Raw genomic sequence first — 24,964 nt, 5'->3', positions numbered from 1 at the left:
AATTGAGTTTATATTAAAAAAGTGGCATCTTCTAAAAGGTACCACTTTTTATATCTCTATAATTTATAGAAGGAAGAACCCAAGTACAACTAGTGCACCTAGGAAGATAGCTCCAAATACTGCACCTAACATCCACCAAGTTGCTTGTGAGATGTAGCCTGCACCATACCATATCGGAGATGGTCCTGTTGCATATGGAGTGATAATCCCCATAAGCCCTAAAGAACCTACTAATAATATTGCCATTGGTTGAATCATATCAGGTGGCAATAGATTTGCTGCAATTCCTAAGAACAGTGGAAGTAATGCAACAACATGTGCTGTAACACTTGCAAATAGATAGTGGAACAAGAAGAATAGTATCAATAACACTATACCAATTGTAACTGGATCTAATCCTGTAAGCCAGCTAGAAATTAATCCTGATGCCCATTTTAAATATCCAACTTTTTTAAGACCATCAGCCATAGCAACTAAAGTAGCAAACCAAATAAGTACATTAAATGCACCTTTATTTGTGATTACATCATCCCAAGAGATAACATTTGTAAGAACGAGCAAACATAATACAACAATCGCTGCAACCGTACTATCAATTCCTATTTGTTTACCAAAAATCCACATAACTAAAGCTAAGATTCCAAGAGATAACATCAAAATCTCTTTAGTTGTGATTTTACCCATTTTTTCTAGCTCTTCTGATGCCCAAATTGGAGCTTCTGGAGAGTATTTTTGTTCAGGTGGATAGATAATATATGCTAAATAAGGAACCAATAAGAATAGAGGAACCATAATAGCTGCTAATGAGGTAAACCAAGTACCCCATTCAATTGCAACTGAAACGTTTTTCTCAACCAAAGATACTGCAAGTAAATTTGGTGCAAGTGCAGTTAAGAACATTGAACTTGTAACACAAGTTGCTGCAACTGCTACCCAAGAGATATATGAACCTATTTTTCTTGGTTCATTATCTGGTAATGAATTAAACATTTGAGGAATGTTAATAGCAATTGGGAAAATTGTACCCGCACTTCTTGCTGTATTTGAAGGCATAAATGGAGCTAAAATACCATCTACAAATGCCACAGCATAACCAAGTCCAAGTGTTGTTTTACCTAGTTTTTTAACCAAAAGTAGCGCTATACGTTTACCAAGCCCAGATTTTTTATACCCAAGAGCAAACATAAATGCTGCAAAAATCAACCAGATAACTCCATTTGAAAAACCACTAAGAGCCCAACTTCTAGCTGCTTTTGCACTATCTCCTACAAGACCAAACGCAGCACAAAAAGCAACCCCAATCATACCTATTAATGCAGGTGGGATAGGCTCCAAAATTAAACCAACGATAACTCCTAAAAACACTGCAAAGAAGTAGTGTGCATTTACTGCTAATCCTTCAGGTGTTGGAAGAAGTGCTACAAAAACTGCAACCAGAATTGGAATTGCCATTTTTACATTATTGCTCATAACTTATCCTTTTAATTAAATTCTTATAGTGAAATCTTATTTCATCTATGTGGCATTAGTGTGGCATTTTAAAAAAACATTTTTTTTTCAAAAAAAAAGGAACAAAGTCTAAACTTCGTTCCTCTCAAAAATTATTCTCTATATTTAATATTACAACAAAGAGTTGATTTTATCGACAAATGCTTGCTTTGATGCAGCCCCAACCATTTGATCAACTATTTCACCATCTTTCATAAAAATAATAGTTGGAATAGATCTAATTCCATATTTTACAGCTAAATCTTGTTGTTCATCAGTATTTACTTTACAAACATTAGCTTTACCTTCAAACTCACCAGCTAATTCTTCAATTACGGGAGCAATCATCCTACAAGGTCCGCACCATGGAGCCCAGAAATCTACTAATGATACACCAGAACCAGTTACTTGATCAAAGTTTTCAGGAGTTAAATCTATATATTTACCCATCTTTATTTCCTTTTTTTTTAAATGTACGTACACAAAATTATACTGTTTAAACCTTAAATCAAGTTGTATCTTTATATACCCTAATCTAGCATAAATAAAATTTTAGTTAGAATATTGCCAAATTTAATATGGGTAGTTTATATGGATATTAGAAAAGAGTATTTAGAGTTTTTTAAGAGTAAAGGACATGAGGTAATCTCATCAATGCCACTTGTTCCTGATGATCCAACTTTAATGTTTACAAATGCAGGAATGGTTCAATTTAAAGATATTTTTACAGGAGCTGTTCCTAGACCAGTTAATCCAAGGGCAACATCTTGTCAATTGTGTGTTAGAGCAGGAGGGAAACATAACGATTTAGAAAATGTTGGGTACACTGCACGTCACCACACTCTATTTGAGATGTTAGGAAACTTCTCTTTTGGAGATTATTTCAAAGAGGATGCAATTGCATATGCTTGGGAGTTTGTAACAGTGAATCTTGCACTTCCAATTGAAAAACTTTGGGTTACAGTTCATGATAGCGATGATGAAGCCTTTGAGATTTGGTCTAAACATATTGATCCTTCAAGAATAATGAGATTTGGAGACAAAGACAATTTCTGGTCTATGGGAGATACAGGTGCATGTGGACCATGTTCAGAGATTTTCTACGACCAAGGAGAAGAACACTTCAATGGTCCTGAAGATAAAATGGGTGGAGATGGTGATAGATTTCTAGAGATTTGGAACTTAGTATTTATGCAGTATGAAAGAAGCAGTGATGGAACTTTAACTGCTCTTCCAAAACCTTCAATTGATACAGGTATGGGACTAGAAAGAGTTATGGCAATCAAAGAGGGAGTTTTTAATAACTTCGATTCATCTAATTTTCAACCTATAATCAAAAAACTTGAAGAGTTAGCAGAAAAAGAAGCAACTTCTGAAACTATAGGTTCATATAGAGTAATTGCAGACCACTTAAGAGCAAACTCATTTATGCTATCTCAAGGTATTCTTTTTGGAAATGAAGGAAGACCTTATGTAAATAGAAGAATTATGAGGAGAGCTGTAAGACATGGTTATTTACTTGGATTTAGAGAACCATTTATGGCAAAACTATATGATACACTTTGTGATATTATGGGGTCTCATTATAGTGAATTAGTTGAACAAAAAAGTTATGTAAAAGAGCAGTTGACTTTAGAAGAAGAGAGATTTTTCAAAACAATTGATTCGGGAATGACTCTATTTAATGAAGAGCTTAAAAATACTAAAGATCTATTCTCAGGAGAGATTGCATTTAAACTATATGATGAAAAAGGTTTCCCTTTAGACTTAACAGAAGATATGTTAAGAGACAGAGATATAAAAGTTGATGTTGAAAAATTTGAAGAGTTAATGTCTTTACAAAAAGCTAAAGCAAAAGCTGCTTGGAAAGGTAGTGGAGATAGTGCAACGGAAGGTGATTTTAAAACATTAATAGAGAAATATGGTATTAATGAATTTGTAGGTTACAATACTACAACATTTGAGAGTAAAATTGTTGCCCTTTTAGATGAGAGTTTTAATGAAGTTCAAGCTCTTGAAAAAGGACAAAGTGGTTGGGTAATGCTTGACAAAACTCCTTTTTATGCTACAAGTGGTGGACAAACAGGTGATATTGGTGCTTTAGAAGATGAAGGACATATTGCTATAGTTAAAGATACTCAAAAATTTCATGGATTAAACCTATCAAAAATTAAAGTTGAAAAATCTAATCTAAAAGTTGGTGAAGCTGTTTCTGCTGTTGTTGTAAATAGATGGGAAGTTGCAAAACACCATAGTGCAACACACCTACTTCAAAGTGCACTTAAAATGGTACTTGGGGATACAGTTTCACAAGCTGGTTCTTTAAATGATTCAAATAGATTAAGATTTGACTTTACATACCCAAAAGCTATGACAAATGAAGAGATTGAAGAGGTTGAAGACTTAGTAAACTCTATGATTATAAGAGGTCTACCTGGAAGTGTAGAAGAGTTACCTATTGAAGAGGCTAAGAAAAAAGGTGCCATAGCTATGTTTGGAGAGAAATATGGAGATATGGTAAGAGTTGTTGGCTTTGGAGGAATCTCTGTTGAATTTTGTGGAGGAACACACGTAAGAAATACTCAAGATATTGGTTCTTTTTATATAACAAAAGAGTCAGGAGTTAGTGCTGGAGTTAGAAGAATAGAGGCAGTTTGTGGACTTGCTGCTATTAAATATACAAAAGAGTATATTACAAAAGTAAATGAACTACAAAATGAGCTTAAAAACAGTGATATTATTCTTGGAGTTAAAAAACTAAAAGATCAAATAAAAGAGCTTAAAAGAGAGCTTGAAGAGGCACAAAACTCTATATCTGCACCAATTACTGAAGAGATGATTGGAGATATAAAAGTTGTAGTTGACATTGTGAACAATGGCGATATTAAAAAAATAGTTGATGACTATAAAAACGGAAATGACAAAGTTGCAATAATGCTTATTCAAGCAAAAGGTGACAAAGTTATGCTTGTAGCTGGTTCTAAAAATTGTAGTGTTAAAGCTGGTGATTGGATCAAAGCTATTGCTCCAATTGTTGGTGGAGGTGGTGGTGGAAGACCAGACTTCGCACAAGCGGGTGGTAAAGATGTTTCAAAAATTGAGGAAGCAAAAAAAGCTGCTTTAGAGTTTGCAAAGGAAAATCTATAAAATGGAAAACCTATTTCATAACTTTTCATCAATTATTGTTTTTCTTCATGTATTTAGTGCTGTAATTTGGGTAGGAGGAATGATTGCAATTAGATTTGCAGTACACTACTCAATGCAAGAGATTGAAGAACCTAAAGTAAAAATTGGAAGAACCTTAGAAAATCTTAGAAGATTTTTTAATATGGTAATTCCTTCTATAGTTCTTCTTCTTTTAACTGCAATTATAATGATAATAGCACTTGGATTTAAAGGAACACCTTTATACTCTTTTGTAATTGCAAAAGAGGCTATTTGGACAGTTATGACTTTGGTTTTTATTATAATATTTAGAAAAAGAAAAAATGCACAAGCTGCTTTTGATGAGGGAAATATAACTTTAGCAAAAGATAACCTTGTAATAATTGCAAAATATTTTATTCCTCTAAATATAGTTTTAGGTCTTGTGGCAATCTACTTTGGTATTACCCTAAGAGGAATGTAAACCTTGAAATAAGAGCTTTGTTTAAAACAAACTCTTATTTTATTTTCTTTATTAAAAATTTTTATCTTAAGAGATTTTAAGTTACAATAAATTTTCTTAAAACTTCAATTTATCGGGTATTTTAGTGAAAAATTACATTTCTAATTTTTTATTTTTTCTATTGTTATTATTGATTCAAGGTTGCTCTTTTAATAGTGGTAATATAACCACAGCACCAAAAACTACTCCAAGTGCAAATTTAGATTACAATAAAATATATGATAATTTAATTACCCAATACAAAGATTGGAAAGGTGTTAAGTATAAATATGGAGGCTACTCTAAAAAAGGAATAGACTGCTCTGCTTTTGTACAAAGAACCTTTAAAGAAAAACTTAATTTAAATCTTCCTAGAACAACAGCTTTACAGCTTGAAGTTGGAGAAGAGATAAATACAAATAGTTTAATAACTGGAGATTTAATTTTCTTTTCGACTGGATTTAAAACAAATCATGTGGGAATCTATTTAAAAGATGGAAAATTTATGCATGTCTCAACTAAAAAAGGGGTAATAATCTCGCGAATTAATAACCCATACTACTCAAAACATATAAAAGAGATACGAAGAGTTCTATACTAAAGGAAATATTTGAAATTAAAAAAATTTATACTACTAATATCTATTATTACTCTATTTTCAGGATGTATCTCAAATAAATCAAATGAGATTGCAGAAACATTAAGTAATCATAAGACAACACAGCAAACATTAACTGATACTGAGTATATTCAAGAGTCATTAATGTCATTTTACAATGAATGGAAAAATGTAAAATATAAGTTTGGTGGAGCAACAAAAAAAGGTATTGACTGCTCTGCTTTTGCCCAAAGATTATTTAAAGAGAAGTTTAATTTAGATATTCCAAGAACAACAACAAATCAAGTTAAAATTGGTGAAAAAATTGATAAATCAGAGCTTGAAGAGGGAGATTTAATCTTCTTTAAAACAAGTAAAATAGATAGACATGTTGGAATATATGTTGGAGATGGAAGATTTATGCACGCTTCAATAAAAGGTGTAAAACTTACAAGTCTTGATAAACCTTTTTATATAAAAACTTACTGGACTTCTAGAAGAGTAATCTTCTAAAATCCACCATATAATGCCAAAACAACAGGTATATATATAACTGAAATCAGTGTTGATAAAAGAACAGTAAAAGAGGCTTTTTCAGGTTTTGCTTTTAATAAAATTGCCAAAGTCACTGTATTTCCAGCTAGTGGAATAATAGAGAATAAAAATAGCACTTTATAAATATCTTCATTTAAAAAGTTTATAAAATTTTTATCTATAAAAATTATTGCCAAAACAACTCCAGGCCAAAAAATAAATTTGTAGAAGTATGCAATTTTTATATATTTTTTATCAAAATCCTCATGGATATTAAAACCCTTCATTCCCATTCCAAGCATCATCATTCCTAAAAGTCCATATGCCCACTTAAAATTCTCAAAATATGGAACAATAACTTCAGGTGTTCTAAATCCCAAAATATTAAATATAATTCCTGCAATAAAAGAGTAAAGTACTGGAAGTTTTATAACTTTCATAATTGATTGTCTTGCAGTAAAACTCCCTTTTGCTGTTACAAAAAAACCTGTACTATTTTCATATAAAATAGAAGCTAAAGTTCCAAAAATAAAGATATTTGCTACACTTGGTTCAAGCAAAATCATAGCCAAAGGGATACCAAAGTATCCGCTATTTCCTGTACCACAAGTAAAGGCTAAAGTATTTACACTTGCATCTTTCCATTGATTTTTGTATTTATACAAAATATAAAAAGCAATCAAACTTCCAAAAATATAAATAAACATTGGTAAAAAGACAAGTTGGAGATTTATTTCAATTGATAAAACAGCAAAAAATATTACCACTGGTCCTAAAATATAGATTAGTAAAAAGGCAATCTGCTCTCTTTTTACTTTGAAATATTTTGTTAAGATAAATCCCACAAAAATTGTAAGATACAAAGGGAAAATTTTTCCAAGTAAAATAAATAAAACATTCAAATTATATTCCTAAATATTTGGCTAAAAGAAAAAGGATTATAACACAAAAAATATACATCTTAAAGGCGTAAGGAAGGTTTGTTTTAAATATCTCTTTTGCATTTAAATCATATCTTGCTTGCATTGTAAGATTAACTCCACTAAAGGGAGAAGTTGATACTGAAGTTGACCAAGACATTAAAAATGTTGCAGCTAATAGGGTATGATTTAGATCCATTGTCCAGTTACCTACTATTGCAATTGAGATAATTGGATGTATTCCAATAAATGAAACTAAAATAAAAACTAATAGCATTATTGATGCAGCAAAAGCATCAAAATTTTTAAAAGGAAAATCAATATTATATCCCATTAATAAACTACTAACACTAACCCCAAACATCCCTGCAACTAGAAACAGTGCAATCTCATTTTTCATTTTAGGAAGTTCTGTAGTTACATGGGAATTTAGATTTTTTATAGCATTTTTTATTCCAACTTTAAAGGGTAAAATTAGACTTGTTAAAAGTATTGAAAACATAGAAATTAAAAGAATTACCTTTAGATTTGGATAGTAATGATTGGTAACTAAAACTAAAATAGCCAATAAAAATGGTAAAAGAAGCGTATCAAACTGCATTGGATAACCTCTAAACTCACTAAAATCACAATCTTTTAACTCTCTTAAGGTTATAAAAAAAGCAGTTACTGCTAAAACTATTCCTATTACTAGAATTTTAGAAGTCATTAGGTTTGGTGCATAGGTTATTGCTGCAGCAAAAGCAACAAAAAAAGGCGACCAATAGGCATCTGTTGAAAAGGCTCTAGTTAAAAGAATAATTTGTAGTTTTGATAAAGAAGCTCTTTTATATAGTTTATCTGCAACTAAAATAAGAGAAGAGAGATTAATAACAGAACCAAAAAGATGAACTCCCCAATAGGTTTTAATAAAAGAGTTTTTTCCTGTGGGAAGCTCTTTTATATTCTCATTTTTGGGTGTTGCAATAAGTCTTAAAAAACCTACACCTATTAAAAGAGTAAGAAGATATTGATTTACTAAAATTGCCCTCGCAAAATCTATTTGAAAATTTTTTATCATACAAAAAAGAAATATTGCAAATGAAAGACCAAGTAATAAAATCAAAAGTTTTATATTTGATACTTTTCTAAATAAAAGGATTAGTGCTAACCAAGCAAAAATACCTGAAAAGATAAAAAGCTCATTTAAAAAAAAGTAACTAAAAATAGTAATTAAAAAAGAGGCAAAAATCAAAATGCCAGATAATAGTGATAAATTCATTTGGTAATTATACATAAATTTAGTTCATTTTTTCTCTTGCTTTGATAAAATAATTTAAGATATAAAAAAAGGAAAAGCTTGATAAGACTTGGTTCTAATTCACAAACAAGAGCACTTATACTAAAAAATCATAAAATAGAGTTTATACAAAATGGTGGAGATTTTGATGAAGATTCTATAAGCACAAAAAATCCAAAATCTTTTGTATATTTGGCAACATTAGGTAAATATAATGAACTTTATAAGAAGTATGGAGTTGAAGATATGCCACTTCTTGTTGCAGATTCTGTTGTAACTTCAAAAGGGGAGCTTCTTAGAAAAGCTAAAAATGAGGCAGATGCAAGAAGAATGTTAAATCTTCAAAGTGGAAGTGAAACCTCGGTTATCACTTGTATGATATATAAAAGCAAGAAAAAAGAGTTAATAGATATCTCAATAACTACTTATAAATTCAAAGAGTTTGACAAAAAAGATATTGAAGATTATATAAGTTCTAAAAAATGTTATGGAAAAGCAGGTGCTATTATGGTTGAAGGTTTTTGTAAACCCTATATATTAGATGTAAAAGGGTATGAAAGTACAGCCATGGGACTTTGTGTAGAGAAATTAAAAGTATTTTTAAATTAATTTCAACTATTTAGAAAAGGTTTCAAACCTTTCCTAAACTATACTATTTTGTTTACAAGTTGAGAAGGAAGTAATCCTAAAGACTCTTCCACTAATTTTGTATCTCCATGTCCTATAAACTCATCTTCGTACTCAAAAGAGTTAACTTTTATACAGATTCTCTCTTTGTTTAAAAACTCTAAAATAGCACTTCCTACCCCACCTTGTTTTTGAGAATCACTAAAAATATACCATTGCTCATATTTAAGGCTTAACTCTTTTAAAAGTTGTTCATCAAGAGGTTTTACAAATCTTAAATCTAATACTGCAATATCTTCACTATGTAAACTCTCTGTTTGTAAAGCTCTACTAACCCCTGCTCCATATCCAATAAAGAGTTTTTTTGAACTTCCCTCTTTTAAAAGCTGAGCCTTACCTAATTCAAATTTTGTTGCTTCATAATTTAATTTAGCAAAGGCTCCTCTTGGATATCTAATTGCACAGGGAGATTTAGCCTCATAACCAAACTCTAATGCATACTCTAATGTTTTATCATCCCTTGGAGCACAAAGTATCATATTTGGTAAAACTCTTAAAAATGAGATATCAAAAACACCTTGATGAGTCTCTCCATCATTTCCTACAATTCCAGCTCTATCTATTGCAAAAACAACAGGTAAATTCATAATACAGACATCATGTATTATTTGGTCATATCCCCTTTGCAAAAAAGTTGAATAGATAGTAATAAAAGGTTTAAATCCCTCTTTTGCCATAGCTGCCATTGAAGTTACTGCATGTTGTTCTGCAATTGCAACATCCCAAAATCTAGTAGGAAACTCTTTCATTAGTTTATCAATACCTGTACCACTTGGCATAGCTGCTGTTACACCTACAATATTTTCATGTTTTTTAGCCAGTTCTAAAAGTGCATCTGCATATACTGCTGTTGCAGCTTTTGCTGAAGATTTTTTTGCAAACTCACCAGTTTGTACATCAAAAGGAGATACCCCATGCCATATTTCATGTTGTCCCTCTGCAAATTCATACCCTTTACCTTTTATGGTTCTTGCATGAACTATTACAGGTTTTTTTATCTCTTTTGCTATTTGTAGGGTTTCAATTATCTCTTCTAAGTTATGTCCATCAATTGGACCTATATAATCTATCCCCATCTCTTCAAAAATAATACCAGGAGTGATAAGTTTCATACTCTCTTCTATCTTTTTAGCTAGATAAGTTGCTCCCTCTGGTAGTTTCTGAATTATATTTCTATCTACTCTATCTTTAAAATTTTGGTAAAACTTACCAGCTAATATTTTTGATAGATATTTTGATATAGAACCAATAGGTTTTGCTATTGACATCTCATTATCATTTAAGATTATAACCACAGGATATTTTCTATCTCCTAATTCATTTAAAGCCTCATAAACCATCCCAGCTGTCATAGAGCCATCACCAATCATAACAACAGGGATCCTATCTTCTCCCTTTAGTTTTATAGCTTTTGCTGCACCAATTGCAAGGGATATTGATGTGGAACTATGTCCTGCTACAAAAAAATCTGCGTTGGATTCATTGGGTTTTGTAAATCCACTTATTCCGTTGTATTGTCTAAGGGTTTCAAAATCATCCCATCTTCCATTTATAAGTTTATGGGGATAACATTGATGGGAAACATCATATATAAAAGGGTCTTTTTTTATATCAAAAACCTTATGCATAGCCACAGTTAATTCAACTGCACCTAAAGGAGAGGAGAAATGTCCCCCCTTTTTTGATACAACATCAATTATCCTCTCTCTTATATCTTGACAAATTTTTTCTAATTCTTTGAGGTTTTTATCTTTTAGTTCCATAATAAGTTATAAGTTCTCTTCTTTTTTTAATTGTTCTAGTACTTCATCTAAAACTTTGAATACTTTTGTATTTTGATCTTCTCTTCCTATAGTTATTCTAATTGCATTTAGACCATAGCTTGTTAAATCTCTAATTATAACACCTCTTTCTAAAAGATTTTGTGCAACATGTGAAGAGATAAATTTATTATCAAATTTCATTGTAATAAAGTTTGTAAAACTTTCTATATATTCAAACCCTCTGCTTTTTGCATACTCTTCATATCTTTTCATCTCTACAAAATTTAATTCAATACATTTTTTTACAAACTCTTCATCTTTTAAAGCTTCAATTGCAGCAGCTAAAGATAGAGTTGTAATATTAAAAGGAGGTCTTACTTTATAAAGGGTTTTGATTATACCAACTTGCCCTATTCCATATCCAACCCTCATACCTCCAAGAGCATAAGCTTTTGAAAAAGTTCCAAGATAAACCGCATTTGGAAATCTCTCAATTAAATCTGAAGGATTAATTGCTTTTTTTGAATCTTTGTAAGCTGCGTACTCCATATATGCACAATCAACTATAACCAAAGTCTCTTTATTAACTTTTGCTAAGAAATTATAAACATCCTCTTTATCTAAACACTCTCCCAATGGATTGTTTGGAAGGCATAAAAAGATAATATCTGCTCCATGTTCTTTATACATAGCTTCAAATTCAGCTAAATTGTGTTCATTACTAGGAGTTCTAAGGATTGTAGCACCCTCTTGTTTTCCATAAATTTCATACATTGCAAAAGTTGTTTTTGCCATAAGTATTTTTGAACCAACATGACACTTTGCTTTAATTAGAAATTCAATTATTTGGTCACTTCCTGCTCCAATAATTACATTATCACTTAAGACACCATATTTTTTTGATAGAGAATCTTTTAATTCATACATAGAGTCATCAGGGTACATAAACATATTTTTTGATAACTCTTGAATTTTTTTTACTACCTTTGGTGAAGTTCCGTATGGGTTCTCATTTGATGCAAGTTTGATTATATCTTTCTCATTTACACCATACTCTCTTACAACCAACTCAATTGGTTTACCTGCTTCATAAATTTTACACTCATCTAAAAGTTCTTTAAATTTCATTTTTTCCTCTTTTTATATATCATCAATCTCTTTAACATAAGAGCCTAAAAACTTAATACTATTTTTATGTTTTTCAAAGATTTTTTTAACATTTTCATCATCTTTATGTCCATCAAAATCAATAAAAAATATTGATATTCCTTCCACAATATGTGATTTGATTTTTGTCAAGTTAATCCCTGCTTTATTAAAACTTGTAAGAAAATCCACAAGTGCCCCAGGAGTATTTGGAAGTTTTGCTAAAATTGATGTTTTATCATTTCCAGAACTTGCATTTTCAAAATCACTTATTATAAAGAATCTTGTTTTATTATTATCTTTATCTTCAATATTCTCAAACAAAATTGGTAGATTATACATCTTTGCACCAACATGAGAACAAATAGCCGCACTATTTGGTTCGTTTAAAGCAAATTTTGCAGCTTTTGTTGTTGACTCTACGGGAATATGTTCTACCTCATCTAAACCAAAGTTTTCCAAAAAGTTATGACATTGATCAAAAGCTATATCTTTTGAGTAGATTCTTTTAATATCACTTACTTTATCACAAGTAGTTGCCAAAGTGTGGTGAATATCTAGAATTACTTCTGCAATAATTTTTAAATTATAGTTACTTAAACAGCTAATTGTGTCACTTACAATTCCATTTGAAGAGTTCTCAATAGGAATAACTCCAAATCTAGCTTTTTTAGTACTAACTTCTCTAAAAACTCCTTTTATAGAACCAATTGAGATATATGAACTCATGGCTCCAAATCTAGTTTCTGCTGCTTGATGGGTAAAACTTCCCTCAGGTCCCAAATATGCTACATTTTCAGGTAATTCAAAAGTTCTTGATACTGCAAATATCTCTAGAAATAAAGCCTCAATTGCTTTTCTATTTAATTTTCCTTTATTTAAAGAGTCCAATCTATCTATAATAGCTTTTTCTCTATCTGGTCTATAAATAGCTCCTCCACTTTGAGCTTTTAAAACTCCAACTTGATGTACAAGTTCCATTCTCTCATTTAATAGTTTTAAAAGTTCATTATCTATGGAATCAAGCTTATTTCTTAACTCTTTTAATCCCTCTTCACTCATATTTCACCCTTTTTTAAACTTTCTAACGCTTCTTCTAAATCACTAAATACTCTATTTGGCATTTTCTCTTGTGGAAAACTATTTATTTCATCTTTTGATTTAACTTTTCCACTTAAAACTAAATTCGTTTTCATGCCCAAATCTTGGGCACCAATCAAGTCACCAATCATATCATCACTTATAACAGTAATATCTTTAAAATCCAAATTAATTAGTGCTCTAGCTTTGTCATAGAAGTTGAAACTTGGTTTTCCAACTATCTCATAACCTCTATTTGATGCAAACTTTATCATGCTCATAATTGCACCAACTCCAGGGTATCTTTTCCCCTCTTTACTATAAGTTGATGTTCCGTGCATTGCAATTAAATTTTTTGCTTTAAATGCACACTCAATCATTTTTACATAATCTTCATTTGTGTAGTCTTGTTTAATTGAAACAACCAAAGAGTCAAACTCTTCAAAATCTATCTCATATCCCATCTCTTGTAAAACATTTAAAAACTTATCTGTTCCAAATGCTGCAATTTTTTTACTCTTCAAAATCTCTTTTAAAGTATAAAAAGGGTCAATATAGTTTTTTATATCAAAACCCATATTTCTAAGTTCTTCTATAAAATCTTCACTTCTATTTTTACTATTGTTTGTTATAACAACATAAGGAATTGAGTTTTCATTTAAATATGAGATAAATTCACATGCACCTTTTATTGGTCTTTTATCAATATCATCAATTAATGTACCTTGTACATCTATAAAAAAACCTCTGTTCATTAATCTATTTTATAAACTCCTCTTCTAGGGCAATAATATCTTCAAAGCTTTCTCTTTTTCTAATAAGTCTATCTTTGCCATTTTCAACAGCTATCTCTGCTACTCTTCCTCTTGTATTGTAGTTACTAGACATTACAAAACCATACGCTCCAGCACTATGAATTGCAATTAAATCATTATGCTCTGTTTTTGGTAGAGTTATATCTTTTGCAAAAAAATCACCACTTTCACAAATAGGTCCTACAAGATTACATTTGCTAAGTTCATTATTATTATTTAGAACTTCAACTTTATGATATGCATTATATAAACTTGGTCTAATAAGGTCATTCATAGCTCCATCAACAATTACAAATCTTTTTTCACCATTTACTTTTTCATACAAAACTTTTGTCACAAAAGTTCCTGCATTTCCAACAATAAATCTACCTGGTTCACAAACAACTGTAATATCAAGTCCAAACATACTCTCTAAAACTGCTTGAGCATACTCATAAGTATCGATTAGTTTTTCATCATCATAAATAATTCCTAATCCACCACCAACATCCATAAAAGATAGTTCAATTTTAATTGCTTTTAGATTTCTTACTAAATCAGCAATAATCTGAACAGACTCTTTAATTGGTTGTAATTGAGTTAGTTGAGAACCAATATGACAATGGATACCAACTGGCTCTAAAAATTCAGAGTTATTACATTGAATATACATTCTTTTTGCTGTATCAATATCTACTCCAAATTTATTCTCATGCAATCCAGTTGAGATATATGGGTGTGTTTTAGGATCAATATTTGGATTAACTCTAATAGATATTCTTGCAACTTTTCCAAGCTCTTTTGCAATTTTTTCTACTCTGTTAAGCTCTGCTGCACTCTCAACATTTATCATTAAAATATCAAATTCTAAAGCCTCTTGAATCTCCCCATCAATTTTTCCAACTCCAGAAAAGATGATTTTATATGGAGGAATTCCAACTTTTAAAGCTCTTTTAACCTCTCCTATACTAACACAGTCAGCCCCAGCACCAAGTTGTGCCAAATGTTTTATCACAGATAGATTTGAGTTTGCTTTAAGTGCATAAGCAATTAAAGATTTTCTAGCTTTAAATGACTCTTTTAACTCATTGTATTGATTTGTTATATAATCAAAATCATATACATAATATGGTGTTTGATATTTCTGTGCTAACTCTTTATAATTAATACTCATAATATTTTTCCTGTACTTTTTAAAATCTTAATTTAAGATTTTTCTAAATCCTAAATAAAAACTTTTAAGAAGCTATATTTTTATTAGAGTTCAAGGCTTGAAAAAATCTTCGTTAGGAGTTTACATATAGTAAATGACTAACTAAGATTTTTTTGTAAACGAAGAACTCTTTAAAAAGAGAGTTTCTTACTTATCAGTGCCGTTCCAAGCAATAGTAGGTTTCCCATCTGTAAAATCAACAGCTGGCATACCCATAATATTGTACCCGCAATCAACATGATGAACTTCACCTGTTACAGCACTACTTAAATCTGATAATAGATACATACCTGAATTTCCAACTTCATCAGTTGTTACATTTTTCTTTAATGGAGAGTGTGCTTCATTCCATTTTAACATAAATCTAAAGTCACTAATTCCAGCAGCTGCCAAAGTTTTAATAGGACCTGCACTAATAGCATTTACTCTAATACCATCTTTTCCTAAATCTTCTGCTAAATATTTAGTTGTCATATCTAATGCTGCTTTTGCAACACCCATTAGATTATAATTTGGAATATATTTTTCCCCACCGTAATATGTTAATGTAAGAATAGATGAACTATTTGATAGTAGAGGTTTTAGCTCTCTTACAACTTCAATTAGTGAATATACTGAAATATCCATAGCTATATCAAATGCATTTTTAGTTATATCCATAAATCTTCCAGATAATCCCTCTTTTGGCGCAAATGCAATTGAGTGAACAATAAAATCAATTTGACCTAAGTCTTTTTCTAAAGACTCTTTTAAAGCTTTAATCTCTTCAGGGTTACTAACATCACAAGGGTATACTAAATCTTCACTTCCAAATTCAGCTGCAATTGGTTCAACTCTTTTTTTCAAACTATCATTTAAATATGTAAATGCAATTTTAGCTCCTTGAGCCGCACACTGTTTTGCAATACCATAAGCAATCGATTTATTGTTTGCTACACCTAAAATAACACCTTTTTTACCTGCCATTAACATTTTTATAGATCCTTTGTATTTTCTAAAATTTGTTTAAAATCATCTGCAACCCAAGATGCAGTACCAATTAATGCTCCATCAACACTCTCAATAGAACAAATCTCTCGAACATTATCAACTTTTACACTTCCACCATATAAAAGAGGTTTGTTAATTCTTTTTTTTATGGCACCATGTACAGCTTCAATATCGTCATTTGTTGCAGTTACTCCAGTTCCTATTGCCCAAACAGGCTCATAGGCTAAAATAAGATTTTCATAATTTATATCAATACCATCAAACTGCGAATACACATACTCCAAAGTCTTCTCCAAACCACTCTGTTTTACCTCTAAAGGCTCACCTACACAATAGATGATTTTATAACCCAAAGCTTTATAAAACTCATATTTTTTTGCAATTGTAGCCTGTGATTCATTTAAAATATGTCTTCTTTCACTATGCCCTATTAATATTGTTCTAATATTAAATTCATCAAGCTGTTGTGTTCCTATCTCCCCTGTAAACGAACCGTTTTCAATAGGGTATGCATTTTGTGCTCCAATCTTTAAATTTGATTGTGTTTTAATAAAATCAAAAGAGGTAGCAGTTGGAAATACTATAACCTCACTTTCAATTTTATTTGATACTATAAACTCATCTACCTCTTTTATGAAAGAGGCAGTTGATTTTCTTGTATGATTTGTTTTAAAATTTGAAGCAATAATTGCCATGTATATTATCCTTTAAGTTTTTTTCTATTCTTCTAAAACTAAAGCTTTAACACCTGGTAAAACTTTCCCTTCAATCAATTCAAGTGAAGCTCCTCCACCAGTTGAGATAAAAGTCATATCTTCTTCATCTCCAGTTACTCTAACCAAATCAGCTGTATCTCCACCACCAACAACTGTTGTTGCAAATGATTGAGCAACTGCATTAGAGATTCTAGTACTTCCTTTTGCAAATTTTTCCATCTCATAAACACCCATTGGTCCATTCCAAAGAATCGTATTTGCATCACCAAGAGCAAGTCTAAATAGTTGTGCTGTTGCAGGTCCTATATCTAATCCCATCCAGTTTTCTGGTATCTCTTGTGTTGTAACAAGTTTTGCAATAGCTTCTGCATCAAAAGCTTCTGCTGCAACAACATCAACAGGTAAGTATAGTTTTACACCTAACGCTTTTGCCTCTTCCATTATTTTAAGAGCCTCAGGAATTAAATCATCTTCAACTAAAGATTTACCAACTTCATACCCTTGAGCCTTTAAGAAGGTAAACGCCATACCTCCACCAATTAATATTTTGTCAACTTTTGTAATTAGATTATGTAAAACTTCAAGTTTTCCAGATACCTTAGACCCACCAACAATTGATACAAATGGTCTTTTTGGATTTTGAACAATATTGTGGAAAAATTTAATCTCTTTTGCCAATAAAAATCCAGCTGCTTTATGTTTTATATCAAAAAACTCTGTTATAGCCTCAACTGAAGCGTGAGCTCTGTGAGAAACTCCAAAAGCATCATTGATATAAATATCTGCCATTGAAGCAAGTTTTTTAGCAAACTCTTTATCATTTGCTTTTTCACCAGAGTTATATCTTAGGTTTTCTAAAAGCATTATTTCACCAGATTTCAGATTTTTTGCCATCTCTAAAGTATCTTCTTTAACAACATTTTTTGCCATTTTAATATCTTGTTTTAGAAGAGTGTGCAATCTTTTTGCAACAGGTTTTAAAGAGTATTTCTCTTCAGCAGCCTCAGTTGGTCTTCCAAAGTGAGAAGCTAGAATAATCGAACAATCTCTATCAATACAATATCTAATTGTATTTAGTGCACTTCTAATTCTTCTATCATCAGTGATATTATTGTACTCATCCATTGGAACATTAAAATCACATCTGATAAATACCCTTTTACCGTCAATATTAATATTTTTAATCTCTTGAAGTTTCATACTGAATCCCTTATTTATTTGCTACGAAAACTGCCATATCAACCAATCTACTTGAATATCCCCATTCATTATCATACCAAGTCATAACCTTAATCATATCTCCGCCAATAACTTGCGTAAGGTCAGAAGCAATGATTGTTGAATTTGTATTTCCAACTAAATCAGAAGATACCATCATCTCATTATCAACTGCAACTATTCCTGCTAACTCTTTTGCTTTTGCTTCAAAAAGTTCATTTAACTCCTCTTTTGTTGTCTTTTTCGAGATAACAAAGTTTACATCTACCATTGAGACATTTGGAGTTGGTACTCTTACACTTTGCCCATGAAGTTTCCCATCAAGTTGAGGCATAATTAGTTTCATAGCTTTTGCAGCACCTGTTGTAGTAGGAATCATATTTAATGCTCCTGCTCTTGCTCTTCTTTTATCTTTTTGATGTTTTACATCCAAAATATTTTGGTCATTTGTATAAGAGTGAATTGTAGTCATTAACCCTTTTTCGATGCCAAATGCGTCATCAATAATTTTTGCAACTGGTCCTAAACAGTTTGTTGTACAAGAAGCATTAGAGATTATATTCTCCCCTTTGTACTTATCATTGTTTACACCCATTACAAATGTTGGAGTATCATCTTTTGCAGGAGCACTCATAACAACTTTTTTAGCTCCATTATCTAAATGCACTTGACACTTTTCTTGTGTAAGATAAGCTCCTGTACACTCTAATACAATCTGCGCTCCACAATCTTTTGTAAATGTAAGCTCTTTTGCATCTCTTGTTGAGTATAGTTTTGCATTGATTTTTCCCATTTTTAGGAATCCATTTTCAACTTTTACTTCACCATCAAATGTACCATGTACAGTATCATATTTTGTAATATATTCTAACATTTCTATAGATGCAGTATCATTTATTGCAACAAGTTCTACATCGTCTCTTTTTTCAATTATTCTTGCTACACATCTTCCAATTCTACCAAATCCATTAATCGCAACTTTAACAGCCATATCTTCCCTTTTGTATTTATGAAATTGGTAGAGATTTTATCAAAATATTGCTATAATATTATTTAATCATATTTCAAAGGTTTATTTAGGTGCATATTGCTATTTTTGGTGGAAGTTTTGATCCTCCCCATATTGGTCATCAAACAATTGTAAAAAAGGCTTTAAAAAAACTTGATATTGACCTTTTGATTGTTGTACCAGCATATTTAAACCCATTAAAAGTAAAATCTTTTTTAGATGCAAAAGTAAGATATAAACTTCTTAAAAAACTTTTTGCAAAAAAAGAGAGAGTGGTTGTCTCTTCTTACGAGATAGATATGGGAAGACCTGTCTACTCGATTGAAACAATCAAACAAATAATTGAACAATATAAGCCAGAAAAATTGTATTTAATTATTGGTGCAGACAATTACAAATCTTTTCATCTTTGGGAAAGTTATGAAGAGATTGAGAAACTAGTTACTTTGGTAGTAGTTACAAGAGATGGGATTAAACATAGTAAAAATAGTGATGTAAAAAGACTAAAAGTTGATATAAAAATAAGTTCTACACAACTTAGAAATACTTTTAATCTTGATTATATTCCTAAAAAAATAAGAAGAAATGTAGAAAAAATTTGGCATAAAAAAGGTAAAGTTTGAATAAAAGATTAGAAAAAATAGAATCAATCTTAAGTGACAAGAAAGCTGAAAATATTCAGGTTATTGATTTAACTTCAAAAGAGTATATTGTTGATTATGTTGTAATTGCAACAACACTAAATCCAAAACATGCTTTTGCTCTTTTAAACCATTTAAAAACTGATTTGAAACCACTTGGTGAAGAGTTTTTAAGAGTTGATGAAGATGATAATTGGACAATTATTGACCTTGGAGATATTTTCATTCATCTAATTAGTGAAAAGTATAGAGAGAAATACTCATTAGAAGATTTCTTAAGTGAGTTAGAAATTAAAAAACACTAAAATAAGAGGGAGTTTCCCCTCTTATTGTCCAGCAGGTGCCTCTCTAAGAAGTTTGTTATAGTTACTTGCGGCATCTCGTGCCCCACCCATATAATCTGTGATTATAGCATAACCTAAAGCTATTATAAGTATAACTATAAACCATCTCATTTACATAACCTCTTTCTCTTTTATTCCTAAAATGTTAAGAGCAACTTTTATGCTTAAAGCACAAAGACTTAGTACTTTTAAGTACTCATCTTCAAGTTCATTTCCAATAATTTTATAGTTGTTATAAAATCTATGGATTGATGATGCCAAAGAATACAGATAATCTGTAATTTTTTGCATATCTCTTTTTATAAATGCTTCTTCTAAAACTGAAGGCAACAATAAAGATTCATAAATCAAATTCAAGGCATCTTCTTCTTTTAACTTGTCAAAAGTTACTTCAACTACATCATCAAAAGATTTTTCTGCTTTTTTAAATACTTGATTTATTCTAGCGTAGGCATAATTAATGTAAAAGATTGGATTTGAACTATCTTGATTTTTTAAGATATCAAGGTCAAACTCTAAGTGAGTATCACTTTTTTTCGTTAAAAAAACAAATCTTAGTGCATCTGAACCTATCTCCTGCGCAACATCACTCATAAGAATGACATTACCAGCTCTTTTACTCATTTTATATGGTTCACCACCTTTTAAAAGTTGAACCATTTGAGATAATAGAACTTCAAGTTTTTTAGAATCATTTCCTAAAAACTCAATTGCAGCTTCAACTCTTTTTATATATCCGTGGTGATCCGCACCCCAAATATTAATATAGTGATCAAAACCTCTGTCAAACTTGTTTTTATGATAGATTATATCTCCAGCTAGATAAGTTGGAATACCGTTCTCTCTTACAACAACTCTATCTGAATCATCTCCATATTGAGTTGATTTTAGATATAACTTATCACCTTTTTCATATAAAGAACCATTTTTAACTAAAACAGCTTTTGTATCAGGCCAAGAGTCATAAAGTGAAGCTTCAGATACAAAGTTATCAAACTCAATACCAATATCTTTTAAATCAGATTTTATAATTTCTAATACTATGTTTTTTGCAAACTCTGCCATCTCTCTAAATCTTGATTCATCATAGAAAATATCTTTTCCGAACTCATCATAAATTTTTTGAGCAATATCTATAAGGTATTCACCTCTATAATATTTTTCTGGATACTCAACACTCTCTTTTAAGATAAAATCTCTTCCTGCTAAAGCAACAGAGAGTCCTAACATTTCCATTTGTGCACCAGCATCATTTACATAATACTCAGTTGTAATATCAAAACCTAGATGTCTTCCAACTCTTGCCAATGAATCACCTAAAACTGCCCCTCTAGCGTGACCAATATGAAGTGGTCCAGTCGGGTTTGCACTAACATACTCAAGAAGTATTTTTTGTTTTTTTGGTTCATCTTTACCAAAATCACTCTTATTTAAAAGTACCTCTTTTGTAAGTTTCTCTAAAAATGCATTTGATAATTTAAAATTGATAAACCCTTTTATAGCTTCTACTTTTTCAAACAGTTCTTCATTACTCAATTTTGAAGCCAACTCCTCAGCAATTATCATTGGAGATTTCTTATACTCTTTTGCTAGTGAAAAGGCAATAGGTGTAGCAAAGTGTCCTAAAGATAAATCTTTTGGTTTCTCTAAAACTACCTCTTTTTCTAATACACTTTCAATAAATTTCTTTACTCTTTTTTGCAATATTAATCCCGACTTATACTGTTTTTTTCTCTTGTGGTTCTTCAGTTTTTGCTTCTGCTTTTTTTTCTATCTCTTCATTTTTATCAGTTGAAGCTACTTCATCATCCTCTTTTACTGCTTTTTTGAAGTTTTTAATACCACTTCCTAAACCTTTAGCTAATTCTGGAATTTTTTTCCCACCAAATAATAATAAAACTACTAGGGCAATTAAAACCCATTCCATACCACCAGGCATACCCATAATTAATCCTTAATTTCTAAATTTTGGGAACTATTATATCTTTTTGAAGCTTAAAAAAAATTGCTTATTGGTTCTAACGCTATTTAATAAATATAAGAAAAAGTCTATATCCGCTTGCTGCAGCTAGTATTGTGCCAAATAGATTTAATGCCATATTTGTAATACCAAGGAAGAGTGAAGTTTGAAGTAAAAAGAAACTTTCAATGGCAAAAGTAGAGTATGTGGTCAAAGCTCCTAGAAAACCTGTAGTTAAAAAAGCTTTAAGTGATTCATTTACACTATAGTGTGCAAATACTGAAAAAAGTGCTCCAATTATAAAACTACCTACAATATTAACAATTAGAATACCTAAAGGGAACTCCAAAGGTATATGTTTATTAACAAAATGAACTGTATAAGCTCTTGATATTGCTCCTAGAAATCCACCTATTCCAATTGCTAGTAGTGTTTGCCAAGAGATAGACATTATTTACCTATCTCTTCTTTAAATACTCGATTCATATCCTCTTCAAGCTTTTCAAACCAATCTACTTTTTTATCAGCTTGAACTGGTTCTAAATAGATAACTTTTACAATTCCTGGTTTTTGTTTTAAACTTTTTGAATCAAGAATAGTTCTTGTATTTAAGATAATTGCTGGTTGAACTTTAAGTCCAAACTTATTTGCAATCATTTTTGCACCTGGTTTAAACTCAAGCATATTTGTACCATCACTTCTAGTTCCTTCTGGGAACAATGCAATAGGTCTTCCCTTATCTAATCTATCTTTGCAATCTTTTAAAAGTGAAATAATTCCTGCTTTGTCTTCTCTATCGACAGATATCATTCTTGGTGCTTTTATTATATGTCCAAAAAATAAAAGGTTAGTTATCTCTTTTTTTGCAATCCACGCTAAGTTTCTAGGGTGAATATATTCCATTACAATAATATCTAAAATACTTTGATGGTTCATGACAACCATATCGCATGAAGTATCTAAAGTTCCAACTTGTTCTAGTTTTATTCCTAAAAGATACATTTGAACTTTCATCCAAATTTTAATTACTTTATGGGTATGGTTTCTAAAGGTATACATAAAAAATATTACAATACCTACAGTAATTGAAAACTGTATTAAAACTACAAAACCTCTAATTCTTGATAACATCTTCTTCTTTAACCCATCCTATAAAATTATTTCCATCTTTATTAAACATAATTTTTACAAAACCATTTTTTCTTTTCATATCTTCAACAATAATCTCGCCACTTAATTTTCTAAAAATTGTAGAATTTTTTGTTGGTAAAATATATATTACAGTATCAGCTTTTAGTTTTATTAACTTATTTGGTATTGCAAATATTGTAAAAGTAATCGCAACTATTAAAAATAGGATCAAAATATAAAATTTTCTTCGTATTGCAAAAACTATCAAAAGAACTAAAGCTAAAATCCCTGTTCCAACTTTTTTATAAAATTCAAAGCTTGAATTATTTGGATTCAAATCAGTTTGAGTACTAACTAACTCTTCCTCAAAAACAATGGGTACAGTAATTTTTTCTAGTTTATTTTTAACGCTATTGTAGTAGTTAAATACAATATCTTTTTTATGTATAGGTATAACAATATAATAGATTATATGTTGTTCTGGATAGTTGTCTTCAATTACAGTAAAACCTTGTTCTTCTATACCTTTTAGATTAAAATCTTCCAGATTTGACTCTTTTGCAACTATATCTAAAATAGTTAAAGCCTCTTTGTTTGTGTATTGTTTTGATTTAGAACCAATTAAAGTTAGTTCACTTGCAATTACACTAGAAAATTTATCATCATTTTTAGCAATCTCTGAAAAACTAACTTCTGGTGCAGTTAGAACTCTTGATTCAACTAAAACACCCTTATTAAAAAGTTGTACTTCAAAATCTGGTAATTTAAAATTCTCTTCATAGGCTTTAAAATAGTATCTATTTGTGTAGATATTATCATTATCTACAGATTTTATCCATTGATTATCTGCATTTAATGGGGTCATATTTATATCATTTAAAAAATTTGTTTTTATAGTATCATAATCACTTCTAGTAATAAGGGCTTTTATCTCTATCTCAAATCTTTGATTTTTATAAATATGTTTAGGTTGATATAAATATGAGAGATATAGGTTTTTTGTCTGATTATAATTTTCAGAAATAGCTACTTCTTTGTTTTGTTCAACTCCTGCAAAAACAGGACTCTCTTCATTTATAAATACATTTGCAAGAAGATTGATAGCTACAAATAAAAGAAGTGCTATTTTTTTCACTATTTTAAGAACCCTCTTAACATAGCTTCACCGTCACTACATCCTAAAATATCTTCCATTGCTCTTTCAGGGTGTGGCATAAGTCCAAATACATTTTTCTCTTTATTACAGATACCTGCAATATGAGAGACAGAACCATTTAGACTCTCAACATTTCCATTTTCATCGCAATATCTTAAAAGAATTTGATTATTCTCTTCTAACTCTTTTAATCCCTCTTCTTCAATGAAATAATTACCATCAAAGTGAGCCACAGGAATATTAACAACTTGATCTTTTTTTAGTTTTGATAAAAAGATATTATCATTGTTTACAACTTTTAAATGTTTAAATTTAGAGATAAAGTGTAAAGTGTTATTTCTTTTCATAGCACCAGGAAGAAGCCCAGCTTCTAAAAGAATTTGGAATCCATTACAAATACCAAGAACTTTACCACCTTTTGCAGCATATGTTTGAACAGATTCCATAACATTTGCAAATCTTGCGATTGCTCCACTTCTTAAATAATCCCCATATGAGAACCCTCCAGGGATTACTACAAGGTCAGTATCTTGTGGAATACTACTATCTTTATGCCAAACAATTGTTACTTTACATCCCAATTTCTCAAAAGCATATTTTGTGTCATATTCACAGTTTGTACCTGGAAATTGTAATACAGCTATGTTCATA

27 protein-coding genes are annotated in these 24,964 nt (G+C 30.5%); 7 read left to right on the top strand and 20 right to left on the bottom strand.

The annotated features are described in order from the left end of the window. Positions 1-63: 63 nt before the first annotated feature. Together AEBR_RS01910 and trxA are read right to left on the bottom strand one after the other, a co-directional pair. Positions 64-1,470: a DASS family sodium-coupled anion symporter gene (locus AEBR_RS01910; protein WP_129086217.1), complete on the bottom strand. Its 1,407-nt coding sequence runs from the start codon at positions 1,468-1,470 to the stop codon at positions 64-66. Between the two features lie 150 nt (positions 1,471-1,620). After that, the gene (trxA, locus tag AEBR_RS01905; RefSeq protein WP_128981189.1) at positions 1,621-1,938 is read right to left on the bottom strand and encodes a thioredoxin; all 318 of its coding nucleotides are present in this window, start codon (positions 1,936-1,938) and stop codon (positions 1,621-1,623) included. Positions 1,939-2,079: 141 nt separating this feature from the next. On the opposite strand from trxA, the gene alaS reads away from it, so the two are divergent. The 4 genes from alaS to AEBR_RS01885 all read left to right on the top strand — a co-directional run bounded on the left by alaS (position 2,080) and on the right by AEBR_RS01885 (position 6,245). Next, positions 2,080-4,635 carry an alanine--tRNA ligase gene (gene alaS / locus AEBR_RS01900; protein ID WP_129086216.1) on the top strand — a complete coding sequence of 852 codons (2,556 nt, stop codon included), beginning with the start codon at positions 2,080-2,082 and terminating at the stop codon, positions 4,633-4,635. Position 4,636: 1 nt separating this feature from the next. Further along, positions 4,637-5,116 (top strand): hypothetical protein, encoded by a 480-nt coding sequence (locus AEBR_RS01895; protein ID WP_129086215.1) that lies wholly within the window; start codon positions 4,637-4,639, stop codon positions 5,114-5,116. Positions 5,117-5,276: 160 nt separating this feature from the next. Next, positions 5,277-5,735 carry an NlpC/P60 family protein gene (locus AEBR_RS01890; protein ID WP_228712128.1) on the top strand — a complete coding sequence of 153 codons (459 nt, stop codon included), beginning with the start codon at positions 5,277-5,279 and terminating at the stop codon, positions 5,733-5,735. A 9-nt stretch (positions 5,736-5,744) separates the two neighbouring features. Then, positions 5,745-6,245 (top strand): NlpC/P60 family protein, encoded by a 501-nt coding sequence (locus AEBR_RS01885; protein ID WP_206732652.1) that lies wholly within the window; start codon positions 5,745-5,747, stop codon positions 6,243-6,245. On the opposite strand, the gene AEBR_RS01880 is transcribed toward AEBR_RS01885, so the two are convergent. Continuing rightward, on the bottom strand, positions 6,242-7,168 hold the full coding sequence (locus AEBR_RS01880; protein WP_129086213.1) for an AEC family transporter: 927 nt from the start codon (positions 7,166-7,168) through the stop codon (positions 6,242-6,244). The genes AEBR_RS01885 and AEBR_RS01880 overlap by 4 nt on opposite strands. Position 7,169: 1 nt before the next feature. Then, positions 7,170-8,447, bottom strand: a complete 1,278-nt coding sequence (locus tag AEBR_RS01875) for a tellurium resistance protein TerC (protein WP_129086212.1) — start codon at positions 8,445-8,447, stop codon at positions 7,170-7,172. A 78-nt stretch (positions 8,448-8,525) separates the two neighbouring features. Between AEBR_RS01875 and maf the strand changes: the two genes are divergently transcribed. Further along, a complete protein-coding gene (gene maf, locus AEBR_RS01870) occupies positions 8,526-9,074 on the top strand; it encodes a septum formation inhibitor Maf (protein ID WP_129086211.1) in 549 nt (182 codons plus the stop codon). Positions 9,075-9,112: 38 nt separating this feature from the next. On the opposite strand, the gene dxs is transcribed toward maf, so the two are convergent. The 9 genes from dxs to gap form a co-directional block, all read right to left on the bottom strand. Then, complete coding sequence (dxs, locus tag AEBR_RS01865) at positions 9,113-10,915, bottom strand: 1-deoxy-D-xylulose-5-phosphate synthase (RefSeq protein ID WP_129086210.1); 1,803 nt, start codon at positions 10,913-10,915, stop codon at positions 9,113-9,115. 6 nt (positions 10,916-10,921) lie between these two features. After that, a complete protein-coding gene (gene hisC, locus AEBR_RS01860) occupies positions 10,922-12,043 on the bottom strand; it encodes a histidinol-phosphate transaminase (RefSeq protein ID WP_129086209.1) in 1,122 nt (373 codons plus the stop codon). A gap of 12 nt (positions 12,044-12,055) precedes the next feature. Continuing rightward, positions 12,056-13,123, bottom strand: a complete 1,068-nt coding sequence (pheA, locus tag AEBR_RS01855; protein ID WP_129086208.1) for a chorismate mutase — start codon at positions 13,121-13,123, stop codon at positions 12,056-12,058. Continuing rightward, positions 13,120-13,896: an HAD-IIA family hydrolase gene (locus AEBR_RS01850; RefSeq protein WP_129086207.1), complete on the bottom strand. Its 777-nt coding sequence runs from the start codon at positions 13,894-13,896 to the stop codon at positions 13,120-13,122. Before AEBR_RS01850 ends, pheA begins: the two co-directional genes overlap by 4 nt. A gap of 4 nt (positions 13,897-13,900) precedes the next feature. Continuing rightward, entirely contained in the window at positions 13,901-15,109 is a 1,209-nt protein-coding gene (lysA, locus tag AEBR_RS01845) for a diaminopimelate decarboxylase (protein WP_129086206.1), read from the bottom strand. Between the two features lie 186 nt (positions 15,110-15,295). Continuing rightward, positions 15,296-16,120, bottom strand: coding sequence for an enoyl-ACP reductase FabI (gene fabI, locus AEBR_RS01840; protein ID WP_129086205.1), 825 nt, complete (start codon positions 16,118-16,120; stop codon positions 15,296-15,298). Positions 16,121-16,122: 2 nt separating this feature from the next. Further along, the gene (locus AEBR_RS01835; protein WP_129086204.1) at positions 16,123-16,833 is read right to left on the bottom strand and encodes a triose-phosphate isomerase; all 711 of its coding nucleotides are present in this window, start codon (positions 16,831-16,833) and stop codon (positions 16,123-16,125) included. A gap of 24 nt (positions 16,834-16,857) precedes the next feature. Next, complete coding sequence (locus AEBR_RS01830) at positions 16,858-18,054, bottom strand: phosphoglycerate kinase (protein ID WP_129086203.1); 1,197 nt, start codon at positions 18,052-18,054, stop codon at positions 16,858-16,860. Positions 18,055-18,064: 10 nt separating this feature from the next. Further along, a complete protein-coding gene (gene gap / locus AEBR_RS01825) occupies positions 18,065-19,063 on the bottom strand; it encodes a type I glyceraldehyde-3-phosphate dehydrogenase (RefSeq protein ID WP_129086202.1) in 999 nt (332 codons plus the stop codon). Positions 19,064-19,152: 89 nt separating this feature from the next. On the opposite strand from gap, the gene nadD reads away from it, so the two are divergent. Beyond that, positions 19,153-19,704 (top strand): nicotinate (nicotinamide) nucleotide adenylyltransferase, encoded by a 552-nt coding sequence (gene nadD / locus AEBR_RS01820; RefSeq protein WP_129086201.1) that lies wholly within the window; start codon positions 19,153-19,155, stop codon positions 19,702-19,704. Further along, a complete protein-coding gene (rsfS, locus tag AEBR_RS01815) occupies positions 19,701-20,027 on the top strand; it encodes a ribosome silencing factor (RefSeq protein ID WP_128981224.1) in 327 nt (108 codons plus the stop codon). Before nadD ends, rsfS begins: the two co-directional genes overlap by 4 nt. Before the next feature lie 21 nt (positions 20,028-20,048). On the opposite strand, the gene AEBR_RS15540 is transcribed toward rsfS, so the two are convergent. The 7 genes from AEBR_RS15540 to purQ all read right to left on the bottom strand — a co-directional run bounded on the left by AEBR_RS15540 (position 20,049) and on the right by purQ (position 24,963). Next, entirely contained in the window at positions 20,049-20,177 is a 129-nt protein-coding gene (locus AEBR_RS15540) for a hypothetical protein (RefSeq protein WP_267284944.1), read from the bottom strand. Next, a complete protein-coding gene (gene argS / locus AEBR_RS01810; RefSeq protein ID WP_129086200.1) occupies positions 20,178-21,770 on the bottom strand; it encodes an arginine--tRNA ligase in 1,593 nt (530 codons plus the stop codon). Positions 21,771-21,783: 13 nt separating this feature from the next. Further along, positions 21,784-22,011 carry a Sec-independent protein translocase subunit TatA/TatB gene (locus AEBR_RS01805; protein ID WP_128981228.1) on the bottom strand — a complete coding sequence of 76 codons (228 nt, stop codon included), beginning with the start codon at positions 22,009-22,011 and terminating at the stop codon, positions 21,784-21,786. Positions 22,012-22,090: 79 nt separating this feature from the next. Next, positions 22,091-22,477, bottom strand: coding sequence for a fluoride efflux transporter CrcB (gene crcB, locus AEBR_RS01800; protein ID WP_129086199.1), 387 nt, complete (start codon positions 22,475-22,477; stop codon positions 22,091-22,093). Continuing rightward, complete coding sequence (locus tag AEBR_RS01795; RefSeq protein WP_129086198.1) at positions 22,477-23,157, bottom strand: lysophospholipid acyltransferase family protein; 681 nt, start codon at positions 23,155-23,157, stop codon at positions 22,477-22,479. The genes crcB and AEBR_RS01795 overlap by 1 nt, the downstream gene beginning before the upstream one ends. After that, positions 23,141-24,292, bottom strand: coding sequence for a hypothetical protein (locus tag AEBR_RS01790; RefSeq protein ID WP_129086197.1), 1,152 nt, complete (start codon positions 24,290-24,292; stop codon positions 23,141-23,143). Before AEBR_RS01790 ends, AEBR_RS01795 begins: the two co-directional genes overlap by 17 nt. Continuing rightward, entirely contained in the window at positions 24,292-24,963 is a 672-nt protein-coding gene (purQ, locus tag AEBR_RS01785) for a phosphoribosylformylglycinamidine synthase I (RefSeq protein WP_128981237.1), read from the bottom strand. Before purQ ends, AEBR_RS01790 begins: the two co-directional genes overlap by 1 nt. Position 24,964: the final 1 nt, after the last annotated feature.

The sequence above is a fragment of the Halarcobacter ebronensis genome (assembly GCF_013201825.1).
Lineage (GTDB): Bacteria > Campylobacterota > Campylobacteria > Campylobacterales > Arcobacteraceae > Halarcobacter > Halarcobacter ebronensis.
Note: the sequence above shows the minus strand (reverse complement) of the source record. Positions and strands in the feature narration are given on the sequence as shown.

Bases quoted from the DNA above. Each gene is read 5' to 3' on its own strand.
- AEBR_RS01910 (WP_129086217.1), bottom strand. From the start codon at position 1,470: ATGAGCAATAATGTAAAAATGGCAATTCCAATTCTGGTTGCAGTTTTT.
- trxA (WP_128981189.1), bottom strand. From the start codon at position 1,938: ATGGGTAAATATATAGATTTAACTCCTGAAAACTTTGATCAAGTAACT.
- alaS (WP_129086216.1), top strand. From the start codon at position 2,080: ATGGATATTAGAAAAGAGTATTTAGAGTTTTTTAAGAGTAAAGGACAT.
- AEBR_RS01895 (WP_129086215.1), top strand. From the start codon at position 4,637: ATGGAAAACCTATTTCATAACTTTTCATCAATTATTGTTTTTCTTCAT.
- AEBR_RS01875 (WP_129086212.1), bottom strand. From the start codon at position 8,447: ATGAATTTATCACTATTATCTGGCATTTTGATTTTTGCCTCTTTTTTA.
- dxs (WP_129086210.1), bottom strand. From the start codon at position 10,915: ATGGAACTAAAAGATAAAAACCTCAAAGAATTAGAAAAAATTTGTCAA.
- hisC (WP_129086209.1), bottom strand. From the start codon at position 12,043: ATGAAATTTAAAGAACTTTTAGATGAGTGTAAAATTTATGAAGCAGGT.
- pheA (WP_129086208.1), bottom strand. From the start codon at position 13,123: ATGAGTGAAGAGGGATTAAAAGAGTTAAGAAATAAGCTTGATTCCATA.
- AEBR_RS01850 (WP_129086207.1), bottom strand. From the start codon at position 13,896: ATGAACAGAGGTTTTTTTATAGATGTACAAGGTACATTAATTGATGAT.
- lysA (WP_129086206.1), bottom strand. From the start codon at position 15,109: ATGAGTATTAATTATAAAGAGTTAGCACAGAAATATCAAACACCATAT.
- fabI (WP_129086205.1), bottom strand. From the start codon at position 16,120: ATGTTAATGGCAGGTAAAAAAGGTGTTATTTTAGGTGTAGCAAACAAT.
- AEBR_RS01835 (WP_129086204.1), bottom strand. From the start codon at position 16,833: ATGGCAATTATTGCTTCAAATTTTAAAACAAATCATACAAGAAAATCA.
- AEBR_RS01830 (WP_129086203.1), bottom strand. From the start codon at position 18,054: ATGAAACTTCAAGAGATTAAAAATATTAATATTGACGGTAAAAGGGTA.
- gap (WP_129086202.1), bottom strand. From the start codon at position 19,063: ATGGCTGTTAAAGTTGCGATTAATGGATTTGGTAGAATTGGAAGATGT.
- AEBR_RS15540 (WP_267284944.1), bottom strand. From the start codon at position 20,177: ATGAGATGGTTTATAGTTATACTTATAATAGCTTTAGGTTATGCTATA.
- AEBR_RS01805 (WP_128981228.1), bottom strand. From the start codon at position 22,011: ATGGGTATGCCTGGTGGTATGGAATGGGTTTTAATTGCCCTAGTAGTT.
- crcB (WP_129086199.1), bottom strand. From the start codon at position 22,477: ATGTCTATCTCTTGGCAAACACTACTAGCAATTGGAATAGGTGGATTT.
- AEBR_RS01795 (WP_129086198.1), bottom strand. From the start codon at position 23,157: ATGTTATCAAGAATTAGAGGTTTTGTAGTTTTAATACAGTTTTCAATT.
- purQ (WP_128981237.1), bottom strand. From the start codon at position 24,963: ATGAACATAGCTGTATTACAATTTCCAGGTACAAACTGTGAATATGAC.